Here is a 14,361-nt window from a genome sequence, read left to right as displayed (position 1 = left end):
GAATTTTCTTACCTGACGTGGGGGCTGGTACACGCCCGCAAAAACGCGGCGCTTGGGGGCGGCGCCGGGCGAGCGCCGGCCCGTCCCGGCGGGCAGGCGCTTTGGCGGGTGTCGCGTGACGTCTCGAGTTAGAATGTACTTTGCACCATAAAAGCGGCAGCCAGCACCGTTGCAGCGCCTCCCCACGGGCCGGCACTCGCCCGGCGACATCTCCTCACCCAAATACATCAGGCCCCGGGGCGCGCGAGGCGGTGTCACTTTCTTGGCCACGTCAACCGGCAGCGGTCCTTCAAGCCAGACGCTATGAACCCAGCGCCGACGAACCAGCCGCTACTTCCCCGCGAACTTCGCCTTCAGCGCCTCGTTCACCGGCGGGGTCACGAACTTGCCCACGTCGCCGTTCAACCGGGCGATCTCCTTCACCAGCTTCGAGGCAATCGCCTGGTGATGCGCGTCGGCCATCAGGAACACCGTCTCGACCGAGCTGTCCAGAACCCGGTTCATGCCCACCATCTGGAACTCGTATTCGAAATCCGCCACCGCTCGCAGGCCGCGGATGATCAGCGTCGCGTTCACGTCATGGGCGCAATCGATCAGCAGGTTCTCGAACGGGTGCGCGACGATCTCGGTGCCGGTCTGGCGGCTCAGCTTCTCGCATTCCGCCTCGATCATCTCGACGCGCTCCTCCAGCGTGAAGAGCGGCCCCTTGTCCCGGTTGATCGCCACCCCCAGCACCAGCCGGTCGACCAGGAACGAGGCCCGGCGGATGATGTCGATATGACCAAGCGTGATGGGGTCGAACGTCCCCGGATAAAGTCCGATACGCATGGGCGGCTCCTCCATTCAGTCCGGGCGCTCTTTTGCGGGCACAAGCAACAATACTGCGCCGGGGAATGCAAGGCCGAAACAGACCGAAAGCCGGCGCCGTTGCCGCCACCCCGCACGGCCCATTCAGAGGTCGGCGTGATACTCGTCGATCAGGTGCCGCACCACCGCCTGCAGCGCCCGTGCGGGATCGTCGCCGGCCTCGAGCCCATCGACATAAACCTGCCGCTGCCGCGCCGAACTCGTGCCGCCCTGCACGATCTCCTGGGCGCGCTCCACCTCCTCCAGCGATCCGAAATGCTGCGCATCCTCCGCGATCAGCCCGGCGATCTCCTCCACCAGCTCGCCCATCGGCACGATCTCTCCCCGGCCGAGGTCGATCAGCCCCTCGCGGCTGCCATAACGCTGCGCCCGCCAGCGGTTTTCCGACACGAGGAACGGGTCGTAGATCCGCCAGCGCTGGTTCCGCGTCGCCAGCCGGAAAAGCATCCGCGTCAGCGCCTGCGTCAGCGCGGCCAGCGTCAGCGTATGCTCGAGCCGGGGCTGGACGTCGCAGATGCGCGACTCGATGGTGGGGAATTTCGACGAGGGCCGAAGATCCCACCAGATCTTCGAGGCATCCTCGATCACGCCGAGATCGGTCAGTATCTGCACCGAGCGCTCGAACTCGCCGAAACTGGCCATCCGCGGCGGCAGCCCGGTGCGCGGCAGGTTGTCGAACACCGTCAGCCGGTAGCTGTCGAGCCCGGTATCGCGCCCCTGCCAGAACGGCGAGGAACAGCTGAGCGCCAGCAGGTGCGGCAGGAAATAGGCCAGCTGGTTCATCAGGTCGACCCGCCGGTCGGGCTCGGCAATGCCCACATGCACGTGCATCCCGCAAATGAGCATCCGCCGCACCACGCCGGCGAGGTCGTCATGCAGCTCGTTATAGCGTTCCTTGTCGGTATGGTGCTGCTCGCGCCAGTCGGAAAACGGATGGCACGAGGCGGCAATAGGGGCGAGGTTGTGCTTGGCCGCCTGGTCCGACACGCAGGACATGAGCCGTTTCAGATCCTCCCGTGCCTCGGCCACGGTTCGACAGACCTTGGTGCCGATCTCGATCTGGCATTTCAGGAATTCCGGCGCCACCTGGTCCTGCAGCTCGGTCTTGCAGGCCTCCATCAACGCCTCCGGCGCTTCGGCGAGGTCGAGGCTGTCGCGATCGACGAGAAGGTATTCCTCCTCGATCCCGATGGTGAACTCCGGTTCCGCGATCGCCATACCCGCCCCCTCCTGCACTGGTCGCCCCAGTTTCCCCGCCCTGCATGGCGGAAATCAAGGGCTCATGCGCAAAGAGGCGCGCGCCCCCGAACCGGCTCAGCGGTCATCGACCACGATGGTCGCCACGACCGTTCCGGCGGTTTCCCAGGTCAGAACGTCCTCATGAGTAAACCCGGCCTCGTCCAGCTTGAGCCGCACAAGCGGGTTGCGGTTCATCTGGTTACGATAATCGTCCACGATGTCGTGCCTGTCCTGAAGGACCTCGTCCATCGGCGGGCCCTCGTAATTGCCCTGATCCTTCACCTCGCTCAGCGGCAGGACGTACACGTCCGTGAGATGTTCCAGGTGCGACAGCGGCTCGTCGGGCGCCGCGGTCTTGCTGCGAATGCTGTCCATCAGCTTGCGCTTGTCGTTCAGCATCTCGTAGGACGGCCGCGCGCTGGCCGGCATCTCCGGATCGTCCGCCGGGTCGGTCACCGGGGCGGTGCCCGGTTCGTCCGCCGCGGATTCAAAATTCGTCTCCACGCCGACATCCGAGGGGTCGTCGACCTCCGCGCCGGCCGCCTCTTCATCGACGACGCCGGAGTCCGGCATCTCGAGGGTCGGCGATTGTTCGGCCTCGATATCCTCCTGCGTGCTTTGCGCCAGCAGCGGCTGGCCGCCTGCCAGCAGCATCGTGAAAACGGCAAGTGGTAACGTCTGCATATCCTACCTCCGGGTCATTGGGCGCGTTGTGTCGCCTGTCCTGTCAACGGGCGCCCCGGAGGGAATGTTCCCGGCAGGACGGCCCGCGGGCCGCCCCTGCCGCCACCATGCGACGCCTACCCGAAGGCCCGCCGCGCCCCCTCGACCAGCGCCGCCAGCCGCGCACCGGTGTCGCCGCCGGGCGCCAGCCGGGCGCTCTGGCCGTAAAGCGAGAAGCGGTGTGCATCCGCCTCCGCCGCCTGCAACCCGGCGGTGTAGTGGTACATCAGCGGGAAGGGCGCTGTGGCGACCTGTGCCATCGCGTCCAGCCACGGCGTCCGGTGCGCCCGCGCCGGTCGGCCCGAGCCGGCGAGGCTGATCCGCGTGCTGTCATCGGCGCCCGCGGCCACGGCCTCGTCATGCAGGGGCTTGTGCGCGGCCTCGTCGGCGCTGATGAAGGCGGTGCCGATCTGCACCCCCGCCGCGCCCAGCTTGAAGGCGGCGGCAATGCCCCGCCCGTCGGCAATGCCGCCCGCGGCGATCACCGGCACCTTCACCGCGTCCGCCACCTGCGGCAGAAGCGAGAACAACCCCACCTGCGCGTCATTTTCAGGCTCGAGGAACACGCCCCGGTGCCCGCCCGATTCCCAGCCCTGCGCGATCACCGCGTCGACGCCCCGCGCCTCCAGCCAGCGCGCCTCGGCCACCGTGGTGGCCGAGCTGAACACCAGGCAGCCGCGCTTTTTCAGCGCCTTCACCGCGTCGCCCTCGGGCAGGCCGAAATGGAAACTCACCACCGCCGGCGGATGCGCCAGCAGCGCATCGAGATGCGCCTGTCCGAAAGGGGCATAGGGCGCCTTCGGCACGCCCTCGGGCGGCGTGACCCCGGCCGCGGCGTAGAACGGCGCCAGCGCCTCCAGCACCGCCTCGTGCTGGGCGCGGGTGATCTCGGGCGAGGTGTGGCAGAAGAAATTGAGGTTCACCGGCCGGTTCGTCGACCGCGCCAGAACCTCCACGTCCCGCTCCAGCCGGTCGAGCGGCATGGTCGCACAGCCATGCGAGCCCAAGCCCCCGCCATTCGACACCGCCGCCACCATCTCGGGCGTCGTCGTTCCCGCCATCGGTGCCAGGATGATCGGATGCTCGATCCCCAGCAGTTTGCAAAGCCGCGTGTCAGGCCACATCGTGACACCCTCCCCAAAACGAAACCGGGCCGCGGCAGGATGCGCGCGGCCCGGTCACTATCGTCAAGGATGTACCGTCAGTCCATGGCCGATCACGTTAACGCGGCCTTAAACCTTTCGGAACCACCCTCCCGGAAGGCCAAAACAACCGGGATTGCCATCATGCCGTCTGGCGATGTGTTCCATCGTGTCCTTCTCCGCCACAATCAGGACGAATACGAGAAGGTCGAAGCTTCCGGCGAAATCTGGGGCCGGGAGGCCCGCGTTCTGGCCGGCGGGTTGTGCGTACAGGCGTATCCCGGCCTGCATGAGCCAGGCACCCCGGCCTATTCCTTCGGCTGCGACATCACGCCGAAGTCGAAATTCGGCTTTCGGAACGGCCGGCCCGTGGTACGTGAAGTCTATTGGACGCTCGACATGCCCGGCGTCAAATCGCGGGAAGGTGGAAAATTCGCCGCAATCCCCATATTGTGGTGTAGAAGGTAAGGGTCATGAGCGAAGACATCCACGATCTCGACAAGGCGCTCGCGCAGCACGGCTGCGACGCGGAGTTGGCCACCTCGGCCCCGCTCAAGGCCCTGTCGAGCGACCTCAACGCCAAGGCTGGCCGTTACCTTCGCAAGGGGCTTGGCTACTGGCGCGCTTTCTCGCTCGACATCGAAGGGTTCGGGGAGATGATCCTCGCCGGGCCTGAACATATCGAGGATGCTGGTACCTCGATCTGGTACAGGCGCGGCGGCAAGCTCGATGACGTCTCCGTCGCGAGCGTCATCTGCGCCCTGTCGAGCGACAACGCCATCCAGTTCCTCGATCCCGACACCGGTGATGCGGTCCGTCCGGATCTCAAGGCTCTGCTGAGGCGTGACCTGATGAGCTGGGTCCATGTCCGCAAGGACATCGACCGGAACGGCGCGGCCAGCATCCACTGACCGCGCCGGATTATCGTCAGTCCATCGCCTTGAAGTTGAACTCGCCGCCTTCCTTGATCCCCGACGGCCAGCGCGCCGTCACGGTCTTGGTGCGGGTGTAGAACTTGAAGGCGTCCGGCCCGTGCTGGTTCAAATCGCCGAAGGCCGATTTCTTCCAGCCGCCGAAGGTGTGGTAGGCCAGCGGCACCGGGATCGGCACGTTCACACCGATCATCCCCACGTTGACCCGGTTGGCAAAGTCGCGCGCGGCGTCGCCGTCACGGGTGAAGATCGCCGTGCCGTTGCCATACTCGTGATCCATCGCCAGCGTCAGCGCCTCTTCATAGGATCCCGCCCGCACGGTCGACAGCACCGGGCCGAAGATCTCCTGCGTGTAGATATCCATGTCCGGCGTCACCTTGTCGAACAGGTGCGGTCCGACAAAGAAGCCGTCCTCGTAGCCCTGAAGCGAGAAATCCCGCCCGTCGACCACAAGCTCGGCGCCCTGCTCGATCCCCTTCTCGACAAGGCCGAGGATCTTCTTCTTCGCCTCGCCCGTCACCACGGGGCCGTAATCCACGTCGTCGCCCGCGGTATAGGGGCCGACCTTCAGCTTCTCGATCCGCGGCACCAGCTTCTCGATCAGCTTGTCGGCGGTCTCGTCGCCCACGGGAACCGCGACCGAGATCGCCATGCAGCGTTCGCCCGCCGCACCGTAGCCCGACCCGATCAGCGCATCCGCCGCCTGGTCCATGTCGGCATCCGGCATGATGATCATGTGGTTCTTGGCCCCGCCGAAGCACTGCACCCGCTTGCCGTTGGAACAGCCGCGGCCATAGATGTACTCGGCAATCGGGGTCGATCCGACAAAGCCGATCGACTGCACCACCGGGTGGTCCAGCATCGCGTCGACCGATTCCTTGTCGCCGTTCACCACCTGCAGGATGCCCTTGGGCAGCCCGGCCTCTTCCATCAGCTCGGCCAGCATCAGCGGCACCGAGGGGTCACGCTCCGACGGCTTGAGGATGAAGGCGTTGCCACAGGCAATGGCCGGCGCGAACATCCACATCGGGATCATCGCCGGGAAGTTGAACGGGGTGATCCCCCCGGTCACGCCCAGCGGCTGGCGCATGGAATACATGTCGATCCCCGGCCCCGCGCTGTCGGTGAACTCGCCCTTCAGAAGCTGCGGCGCGCCGATGCAGTATTCCACCACTTCGAGCCCGCGCTGCACGTCGCCCTTGGCGTCCGGCACCGTCTTGCCGTGCTCCGACGACAGCGCCTCGGCCAGCTTGTCCATGTCGCGGTTCAGCAGGCGCACGAATTCCATCAGCACGCGCGCGCGGCGCTGCGGGTTGGTCGCGCCCCACGCGGGCTGTGCCTTCTCGGCGATGTCGACCGCCTTGCCGAATTCCTCGGTCGAGGCCAGCGGGCATTTCGCCTGCACCTCGCCCGTCGCCGGGTTGAAGACATCGGAAAACCGGCCGGACGTGCCTTTGACATGCTCGCCGCCGATATAATGGGTCAGTTCTTTCATGACGCTCCTCCATGAGAATTTGGCGCGACCCTACCGTTGCAAAAATAGATGGAAAAGGGGCAATGTCTCAAAAACGTCTTGCATAAATGCAAAGGGTAACAGGATGCAGGTGCAATGGGATGATTTGAAAGTGTTTCTCGCCGTGGCCCGCGCCGAAAGCCTGTCGCACGCCGGGCGGCTGCTGAAACTCGACCCCGCCACCGTGGGCCGCCGCGTCGCCCGGCTCGAGGCCAGCTACGGCGCGCCGCTCTTCGCCAAGTCGCCCACCGGCTATGCGCTCACCGACGCGGGCCAGCGCCTGATGACCCACGCCACCCGCGCCGAACAGGCGGTGGAAGACGCCGCCGACGACATGGCGGGCCAGGCCGCCGGCATCTCCGGCCAGATCCGCATCGGCGCGCCCGACGGCTCGGCCAATTTCCTCCTGCCGCAGGTCTGCGACCGGATCGGCCGGGCCAACCCCGGGCTGGAAATCCAGATCGTCGCCCTCCCCCGCCTCTTCAACCTCACGCGGCGCGAGGCCGACATGGTCGTCGCCGTCTCGCCCCCCACCGCCGGGCGGCTGACGGTGCAGAAGATCGCCGATTACCGCCTCCACCTCGCCGCCTCCGAGGATTACCTGCGCGACGCCCCGCCGATCACCTCGCTCGACGACCTGAACGACCACCGCATCATCGGCTACATCCAGGACATGATCTTCGACAAGGAGCTCGACTACCTGGGCGAGGCCGGGCTCACCCGCGTCGATCTCGCCTCCAACTCCGTCGCCGTCCAGATGGCTGGATCCGGCAGGGCGCGGGCGTCGGCATCATGCATGATTTCGCCATGCCCTTCTTCCCCGGCACCCGCAAGCTCCTGACCGATCAGCTCAGCCTCACCCGCGCCTTCTACCTCGTCCGCCCCGCCGACGACCGCCGCCTCGACCGGCTCAACCGCTTCGCGCAGAGCTTCTGCGAGGCAATCCGCGCAGAGGTGGCCCGGCTCGAGGCCGAGGCTTGACAGAAACAATCGAATAGCAGACCCTTGAATTGACGGAATAATATTGCGGGGTAACCGGCCATGCTGGTGCAACAGATCCTGAAATCCAAGGGCAATGACGGTGTCATCACCATAAAACCCGGCACGCGCGTCTCGGATGCTGCACAGATTCTCTCCGACAAGCGCATCGGCGGCCTCGTGGTCTCCTCCGACGGCGAGGCGGCCGAGGGCATCCTGTCGGAACGCGACATCGTCCGCTCGCTGGCCGCCCGCGGCGCCAAGTGCCTGCAGGAAACCGTCGACCAGATGATGACGCCCGACCCCGTCTGCTGCTCCAAGCAGGACAGCTCCGACGCAGTGCTCACCCGCATGACCGAGGGCCGCTTTCGCCACATGCCCGTGGTCGAGGACGGCAAGCTTGTCGGCATCGTCACCATCGGCGACGTGGTCAAGGCCCGGCTTCAGGAGCTCTCGATGGAAAAATCCGCCCTCGAAGGCATGATCATGGGCCACTGACGGCGGCTGACGGCGCTGGCCGTCACGGCTTGCGCCGCTTCGGCACGGCGCTGCCACCCTTGCCGCGCACCCCGCCCCGGGGCTTGGCCGGCTTGCCCGGTTTCCCCGGCGGTGTGAACCGTTTCGAGGTGTCCGAGGCATTGGCCTTGGGCTTCGGCTTGCCCGTACCGGCCTTCGCCTCCGGCTTCCCCGCAGGCTTCGCTGCCGGCTTCCCTGTCGGCTTGCCGGGCTTCGGCCCCTTGCTCCGCGGCTTGCGCGTGTCCTGCGGCGCCGGCGCCCCGCCTTCTGCCACCGGTTTCGGCTTGCGCGGCTCGTAGGGTTTCTTCGGCTTCCCGCCGGGCGCAGCCCTCTCGAACGCCTTTCCCGGTTTCTCCCGCGGCGCTTCCGCTTTCCGCTCAGGCCTTGGGCCACGCTCCGCCCGCGCGGGTTTCTCCGCCCGCTCAGCCGTCTCTCGCCGCTCGGGCTTGGGCCCCCTCGGCCGCGTGTCCTTCTTCTCCTGCCACGGCTTGCCCCCGCCGCGCTTCGGCGCGCCGCCCGCCGGACGCTCCGGACGCTCGGATCGCTCGGGCCGCCCGAACTCCGGAACCCCCTCGACGGACTGCACGCTCACGCCCTTCTCCAGCACGCCGCCCTGCTCCAGCGACGCCATGAAATTCTCCGCCGCCCCTTCGGCAATTTCCACGAAGGTCTCCGTATCCTGCACCCGGATCGCGCCCACGTCGGCCTTCTCCAGCGCCCCGGCCCGCAGCATCAGCGGCAACAGCCAGCGCGGCTCCGCCCCCTTGTCGCGCCCCACCGACAGCGAGACCCACACGCTCGCCCCGAACTCCGGCCGAGGCTTGGGCTCCGGCCGCGACGCCACGTCCGACAGCTCCTCCGGAACCGAATGCCGCGCCCGGAACAGCCGCAGATAGGCCGCCGCCACCGCCTCGGGCGACTGCTCCGCCAGAAGCCGCGCGGCAAACTCCGCCTCCGCCTCGCTCGGCGTCTCGCCCCAGACCGGATCGGCCAGCAGCCTTTCCTCGTCCCGCCGCAGGATCTCCTCCGCCCCCGGCGGCACCGTCCATTCGGCCTCCACCTTCGCGCCCTTCAACAGCCGCTCGGCCTTCTTGCCCACCTTCGGCGGCACGATCAGCGCGGAAATCCCCTTCCGCCCCGCGCGCCCCGTCCGCCCCGACCGGTGCAGCAGCGTCTCGGAATTCGACGGCAGCTCGGCATGCACCACCAGCTCGAGGTTCGGCAGGTCGATCCCCCGCGCCGCCACGTCCGTCGCCACGCAGACCCGCGCCCGCCCGTCGCGCATCGCCTGCAACGCATGGCTCCGCTCCGCCTGGCTCAGCTCACCCGACAGGCACACGACCGAGAACCCCCTATTCGCGAACCGCGCCGTCAGCCGGTTCACCGTCGCCCGCGTGTTGGCGAAAACGATGGCATTCTGCGCCTCGTGGAAACGCAGCACGTTGATGATCGCGTTCTCCGCATCCTGCGGCGCCACGCGCAGCGCCTGGTAGGCGATATCCGCATGCGGGCTCCTGTCCGACAGGGTGGTGACCCGCACCGCATCGCGCTGGTAATGCTTGGCCAGCGTCACGATCATCGGCGGCACCGTGGCCGAGAACAGCAGCGTCCGCCGCTCTTCCGGCGCCTCGCCCAGCATGAACTCGAGATCCTCGCGAAACCCGAGGTCGAGCATCTCGTCCGCCTCGTCCAGCACCACGGCCCGCAGGCTGCCCATCTCCAGCGACCCGCGCCTGATGTGGTCGCTCAGCCGCCCGGGCGTGCCCACCACGATATGCGCGCCCCGCTCCAGCGCCCGGCGCTCGTCGCGCATGTCCATGCCGCCCACGCAGGAGGCGATCCGCGCGCCCGCCTTGGCGTAAAGCCAGCCCAGCTCCCGCGTCACCTGCAGCGCCAGCTCCCGCGTCGGCGCGATGATCAGCCCCAGCGGCGCTTCCGCCGGCCCGAACACGCCCGCCTCCCCCAAGAGCGTCGGCCCGATCGCCAGCCCGAACGCCACCGTCTTGCCCGAGCCCGTCTGGGCCGAGACCAGCAGGTCGGCCCCCGCCAGCTCCGGCGCCGTCACCGCCTCCTGCACGGGGGTCAGAATATCGTAACCGCGCTCGGCGAGCGCATCGGAGAGGGACTGGATCATCAGGAAAACCGTTCTGTTTGAGCACGCGGCGCCACCGGCACCGCCCCCTGTCGCGCGACAGGTCTGGAAGGCGCCCTCCTACCCTGCCTTGCGCGCCCTGTACACGGGAAAAAACACCGATGCCCCCGTCACGCAACCCCTGCTTCTTCTTGGTCACAAATACTCATTCGCCACACCCGCCGCCCGCACGATGCTCCGGGCGGAACACCCACGCTGCGGCCCGCGTTAAACATGGCGCTTGTTCAATCGGTTAACGCCCGTATCATACCCCCCGGTCCCCAAACCGAAGGATGCCATCCCACGTGCCAGAAGACTTCTTCGCGTTCAGCTCCTACCACATCGCCCTGGCCGTCATCGGGGCCATCGTGATCCTCGCGCAATGGCTGCCCCGCCTCGTCTCCGACCGCGAACCGGCCTCGGCCCCGCTGATGATCCTGTTCGGCGCCGGCGCGGCGCTTCTGGTGCCGAACCTGCCCACGCTCCCCGACCCGCGCGAGGCGCCGCGCATCTGGGAACTGGTCAGCGAGCTGACCGTGATCATCGCCCTCTTCGGCACCGGCATGCGGATCGACGCGCTTCGCCCCTGGCGCCGCTGGACGCCCACCTTCCGGATGCTGGGCATCGCCATGCCCTTGACCATCCTCGCCGTGGCCCTTCTCGGCATCGGGCTCGAGGGGCTGACCGTCGCCGGTGCCATCCTGCTGGGCGCGGTGCTGGCGCCGACCGACCCGGTGCTGGCCGCCGACGTGCAGGTCGGGCCGCCGCAGGAAGGCGTCGAACACCCGGTCCGCTTTACGCTGACGACCGAGGCCGGGCTCAATGACGGGCTGGCCTTCCCCTTCGTCTATCTCGGCCTGCTTGCCGCCGCCGGCGGGCTGACGGCGGGCGAGCTGCTGATCGACTGGGTGCTGCTCGACGTGATCTACCGCATCGCCGTCGGCGCGGCGATGGGCTGGGCCGGGGCGCGGGTGCTGGGCTACGTCCTCTTCTCGGTCCCCAAAAGCGCGGTCCTCGCCGACACCGGTTCGGGCGTGGTGGCGCTGGCGGGCGTGCTGCTCTGCTACGGCTCGACCGAGCTGGCCGAGGGCTACGGCTTCATCGCCGTCGCCGTCATGGGCCTCACCCTGCGGCGGGTGGAGCAGGACCACCATTTCCACCGCCGCCTGCACGATTTCTCCGAATCGATCGAGCACGCGCTGACCGCCGTGCTGCTGGTGGCGCTCGGCACCGTGCTGCCCCTGCTCTTCGCGGACCTCAACTGGGTCCACGTGGTCTTCGCGCTGCTGCTGATCCTGGTGGTGCGGCCGGTCTCGGGCTGGCTCGGCCTGCTGGGCAGCCCGATGCCCTGGCGCGACCGCGCCGTCGTCTCGGTCTACGGGGTGCGCGGCATCGGCTCGATCTACTATCTCTGCTATGCCGGCAGCCACATGGAATTCACCAACGAATCCCAGCTCTGGACATTGGTGGGTCTCGTGATCCTGCTCTCCACCATCCTGCACGGCTTCAGCGTCGGCTGGGCAATGGAGCGGATCAAGGACGACTGAGACCGCCCGCCGGGCGCGGCCGGGGCCGCGCCCGGCGCGCCGCTCAGTTGGTCCCGGTCTCCGTGGCCCCGATGTCGGCGATCGCCACGATCTCCGGCTGCGGGCCGAGCCTGGCGGTCTCGGGCGCCGCAGTGGCGCGGGCCACCGGCCGGATATCGGCAAGCGACCTACGGTCCTCGTCCTGCGGGAGCGGCTCTTCCAGCCAGCGCGCGTCGACATCCGCCAGCGGCATCGGGGCGAACAGCTCGGCAGTGTCATCGCGCGACACCACGACCGGCGTGCCCTGCCGCGCCTTCAGGTTGGGGTTGCGTTCCAGGTAGGTCTTCATCGCCCGCTGCCCCTGGGCCGGGTGCTTGAAATCCCACAGGCCCTGGTCGCGGCCTTCCAGCACCATGGCGAAAACGCCCAGTTCGATGGCCTCGCGCAGCGCGAATTGCGGCGGCGAGTTGCGGGTAAAGCCCGCGTCCATCTCCAGAAGCGCGTCGCTCGAGACGAAACGGAAGACGTTGGCCTGCACCAGCGTCGAATAAACCTGCTTGGAGGTGGTGACACTGTGCAGCACGCGGCCGCTGCTGACGCTGACCAGCCGCAGGTTCACCGTCACGTAATCCTCGCGATACTCCGTATGCGCGCCGATGCCGAGATACCGCGCCCCCAGCCCGCCGGTGCGCAGGTTCGATTCATAGGCGACGACACCGCCCTCGATCAGCACGCCGGCAAAGGTCAGCGGGTTGAGCGGCCTCGCCTCCTCGCCCTCGTGTTCCGACCGGGTGGCCTGGATGATCTGGCGCTCGCGCAGGATGTTGGTCAGGCCGCGCCGTTCCACCACGTCGAACCATTCGCCCCGGCCCGCCTTGGTCAGCACGTCGACCAGGATGGCATCCGCCCCCTGCGTGACGGCGCGCGAGAACTCGGCGAACCGTTCGCTGGGCTTGTGCTGTCCGGTCAGGTCGGGAAACTCGTAGACCGCCAGCGTCATCTTGCGCTCCGGCGCCGACAGGTTCTTCAGGGCCGCGCTGGTCTGCGTGTCGGGCAGGATGCGGGCGGGAACGTCGTTCCGGCCCGGTTTGAACGGGTCGGGCTTGGTGCAGCCGATGACGGCCCCCGCCAACAGAACTGTCACCGCCAGGCGGGCCCCTTTGCGAAACTTACTGGTACTCAAATCCGTCGCCCTTCGTATTCTGGAATTCAATTGATCACCGGAACCGGGATATCGAGGGTCTGCGTCGTGACACCGTCGTTCACGGTGATCACCACCCGGTCGCCCTGCGTGACCCACGTCACCATCGCCCCGTCAAGCTCCATCGTGCCGGTCGGGTTTTCCTGCAGCACGATCGAGTCGATCAACTCGCCCGCGGCGATCGAGATCATGCCGTTCCGGATGGCCTCGGCGAATTCCTCGGCCAGCGACGGCTCCTCGAAGAGATCGTCGAACCGGCTGCCATCGTCGAGGAACTGGTTCTGGATATCCGCCCCCTGATACAGGTGCGAACTGTTCAACGGGTTGCCCCCGAAAGACGGATTGATCGGCTGGTACACCAGGTCGCCCGCGGAGGCGTGTCCGCAAAAGGCGCAACTGGCCAAGACTAAAATGTATCTCATTCAATCCCTCCCCAACGTAAAAACTCTCAAAAATCTACTGTTACCAGTCAGCCGTTGAAAAGCGCCTAACGAAACAGAATGGCTATTTAGTGACGACTCGGCGACCTCTTGGTGTGTCTAGTACAACCGTGACGGAAGGGCCCGCGTTTCCTATGTCAATCGGGGTCGCGGTGCGCGACGTGGCCCGGCCGCGTTGCAAATGGACAACGGTTTGCCCGTTCGCGGCATTCAGATTGATATCCGATTGCAGCCCGACGCCCTCCTGATTGACGAGAACGCGATTGGCCGAGCCCACCACGTCCACCTCGGAGGTGTTGAACGCGCCGCGCTGGTCCTGAAGCGTCAGGTTGCCGACCCCGTTGATGTTGACGGAGGCGAAATTGCTGTTGCCGCTCTGGCTGATCGCCGACAGGTTGGCCGACCCGATGGCGAACTGCGTGCCGCCGGTCGCCAGTTGCACCGGAACGTACTCGCCGGTGTCGTTGCCCGTGCCCGTGGTATCCTGGTAATAGCCCGTGCGGCTGCCGCCCCGGCCGGGCTGCACCTGTTCGATGGTCACTTCCGGGCTCTGCGCCATGGCGACATCGGGCGCGGCGAACATGGCGGCGCCAAGCGCGACTGAGGCCGCCGCCGTCCTCAGATCCTTGATGAAATCCGTAAAGTTCACGTCAACACTCCTTCAGATTGGGCTGACCGCTTCGCTTGCTTCGCATTTGGCCCCTGTCAGCCGGTCGGTGACCGTCAGACCGAATTCGAGCCACCCCTTGGGTTCGATCCGGTAGGTGACCTGCGACAGAACCTGCGTCTTGCCCACCTGCATATCCTGTGTGCCGGACTGCGCGGTCGTGCCGGTGCCCGATGCACTGATCTTGGTGGTCTCCAGCGAATAGTCGACGGTGACCGGCTGGCTGGCCTGGGCCAGCGCATAGACGGAAACGAGGTCGTCGTTCTTCTCGACGACGACCCGGCAGGCAAGCTGTGTCAAACCCTGTGCACTCCCGCTTGAAGCGGCCCCTGCAAGCCCGGCGAGGAGCAGAAAGCGGACAAGATGTATCACGTCTTGAAAGGCTCCATCGTCACGTTCGGCCTCAGGTCATGTCGTGGCGACCCGATGCATGGGGCGAAGCCGCGCGGGACCCCTCCCCCGGTCACGCCCCGCCCCGTGATAAAT

14 protein-coding genes and 1 pseudogene are annotated in these 14,361 nt (G+C 67.0%); 5 read left to right on the top strand and 10 right to left on the bottom strand.

Annotation, left to right across the window (positions count from 1 at the left end):
* Positions 1 to 330: 330 nt before the first annotated feature.
* From coaD to RLN94_RS16460, 4 genes are all read right to left on the bottom strand, one after another.
* The gene (gene coaD, locus RLN94_RS16475) at positions 331 to 828 is read right to left on the bottom strand and encodes a pantetheine-phosphate adenylyltransferase (protein ID WP_350133089.1); all 498 of its coding nucleotides are present in this window, start codon (positions 826 to 828) and stop codon (positions 331 to 333) included.
* Positions 829 to 951: 123 nt separating this feature from the next.
* Positions 952 to 2,085 (bottom strand): carboxylate-amine ligase, encoded by a 1,134-nt coding sequence (locus tag RLN94_RS16470; protein ID WP_350133091.1) that lies wholly within the window; start codon positions 2,083 to 2,085, stop codon positions 952 to 954.
* Positions 2,086 to 2,181: 96 nt separating this feature from the next.
* Positions 2,182 to 2,790 carry a hypothetical protein gene (locus RLN94_RS16465; RefSeq protein WP_350133093.1) on the bottom strand — a complete coding sequence of 203 codons (609 nt, stop codon included), beginning with the start codon at positions 2,788 to 2,790 and terminating at the stop codon, positions 2,182 to 2,184.
* A 116-nt stretch (positions 2,791 to 2,906) separates the two neighbouring features.
* Positions 2,907 to 3,953: an NAD(P)H-dependent flavin oxidoreductase gene (locus tag RLN94_RS16460; RefSeq protein ID WP_350133095.1), complete on the bottom strand. Its 1,047-nt coding sequence runs from the start codon at positions 3,951 to 3,953 to the stop codon at positions 2,907 to 2,909.
* Between the two features lie 84 nt (positions 3,954 to 4,037).
* On the opposite strand from RLN94_RS16460, the gene RLN94_RS16455 reads away from it, so the two are divergent.
* Positions 4,038 to 4,439, top strand: a complete 402-nt coding sequence (locus RLN94_RS16455) for a hypothetical protein (RefSeq protein ID WP_350133097.1) — start codon at positions 4,038 to 4,040, stop codon at positions 4,437 to 4,439.
* Positions 4,440 to 4,444: 5 nt separating this feature from the next.
* Positions 4,445 to 4,882 (top strand): hypothetical protein, encoded by a 438-nt coding sequence (locus RLN94_RS16450; protein WP_350133099.1) that lies wholly within the window; start codon positions 4,445 to 4,447, stop codon positions 4,880 to 4,882.
* Positions 4,883 to 4,898: 16 nt separating this feature from the next.
* Here the strand turns inward: RLN94_RS16450 and RLN94_RS16445 are convergent, their stop codons facing one another.
* On the bottom strand, positions 4,899 to 6,398 hold the full coding sequence (locus RLN94_RS16445; protein ID WP_350133101.1) for a CoA-acylating methylmalonate-semialdehyde dehydrogenase: 1,500 nt from the start codon (positions 6,396 to 6,398) through the stop codon (positions 4,899 to 4,901).
* Positions 6,399 to 6,501: 103 nt separating this feature from the next.
* On the opposite strand from RLN94_RS16445, the pseudogene RLN94_RS16440 reads away from it, so the two are divergent.
* Together RLN94_RS16440 and RLN94_RS16435 are read left to right on the top strand one after the other, a co-directional pair.
* Positions 6,502 to 7,397 (top strand): annotated as a pseudogene (locus RLN94_RS16440) (LysR family transcriptional regulator).
* Positions 7,398 to 7,457: 60 nt separating this feature from the next.
* Positions 7,458 to 7,892, top strand: a complete 435-nt coding sequence (locus RLN94_RS16435) for a CBS domain-containing protein (RefSeq protein ID WP_350133105.1) — start codon at positions 7,458 to 7,460, stop codon at positions 7,890 to 7,892.
* Positions 7,893 to 7,914: 22 nt separating this feature from the next.
* Here the strand turns inward: RLN94_RS16435 and RLN94_RS16430 are convergent, their stop codons facing one another.
* Positions 7,915 to 10,044: a DEAD/DEAH box helicase gene (locus RLN94_RS16430; protein WP_350133107.1), complete on the bottom strand. Its 2,130-nt coding sequence runs from the start codon at positions 10,042 to 10,044 to the stop codon at positions 7,915 to 7,917.
* 290 nt (positions 10,045 to 10,334) lie between these two features.
* Here RLN94_RS16430 and RLN94_RS16425 point away from each other — a divergent pair, with 290 nt between their 5' ends.
* On the top strand, positions 10,335 to 11,588 hold the full coding sequence (locus RLN94_RS16425; RefSeq protein ID WP_502949418.1) for a cation:proton antiporter: 1,254 nt from the start codon (positions 10,335 to 10,337) through the stop codon (positions 11,586 to 11,588).
* A gap of 43 nt (positions 11,589 to 11,631) precedes the next feature.
* On the opposite strand, the gene RLN94_RS16420 is transcribed toward RLN94_RS16425, so the two are convergent.
* The 4 genes from RLN94_RS16420 to csgH all read right to left on the bottom strand — a co-directional run bounded on the left by RLN94_RS16420 (position 11,632) and on the right by csgH (position 14,175).
* Positions 11,632 to 12,711 carry a CsgG/HfaB family protein gene (locus RLN94_RS16420; RefSeq protein WP_350133111.1) on the bottom strand — a complete coding sequence of 360 codons (1,080 nt, stop codon included), beginning with the start codon at positions 12,709 to 12,711 and terminating at the stop codon, positions 11,632 to 11,634.
* Positions 12,712 to 12,776: 65 nt separating this feature from the next.
* Complete coding sequence (locus RLN94_RS16415) at positions 12,777 to 13,190, bottom strand: curli assembly protein CsgF (RefSeq protein ID WP_350133113.1); 414 nt, start codon at positions 13,188 to 13,190, stop codon at positions 12,777 to 12,779.
* An 82-nt stretch (positions 13,191 to 13,272) separates the two neighbouring features.
* Positions 13,273 to 13,857, bottom strand: a complete 585-nt coding sequence (locus RLN94_RS16410; protein ID WP_350133115.1) for a hypothetical protein — start codon at positions 13,855 to 13,857, stop codon at positions 13,273 to 13,275.
* Between the two features lie 12 nt (positions 13,858 to 13,869).
* Positions 13,870 to 14,175, bottom strand: coding sequence for a curli-like amyloid fiber formation chaperone CsgH (gene csgH, locus RLN94_RS16405; RefSeq protein WP_350133117.1), 306 nt, complete (start codon positions 14,173 to 14,175; stop codon positions 13,870 to 13,872).
* Between the last annotated feature and the right edge of the window lie 186 nt (positions 14,176 to 14,361).

The organism is Roseovarius sp., from assembly GCF_040223625.1.
Taxonomy (GTDB): domain Bacteria; phylum Pseudomonadota; class Alphaproteobacteria; order Rhodobacterales; family Rhodobacteraceae; genus Roseovarius.
Note: the sequence above shows the minus strand (reverse complement) of the source record. Positions and strands in the feature narration are given on the sequence as shown.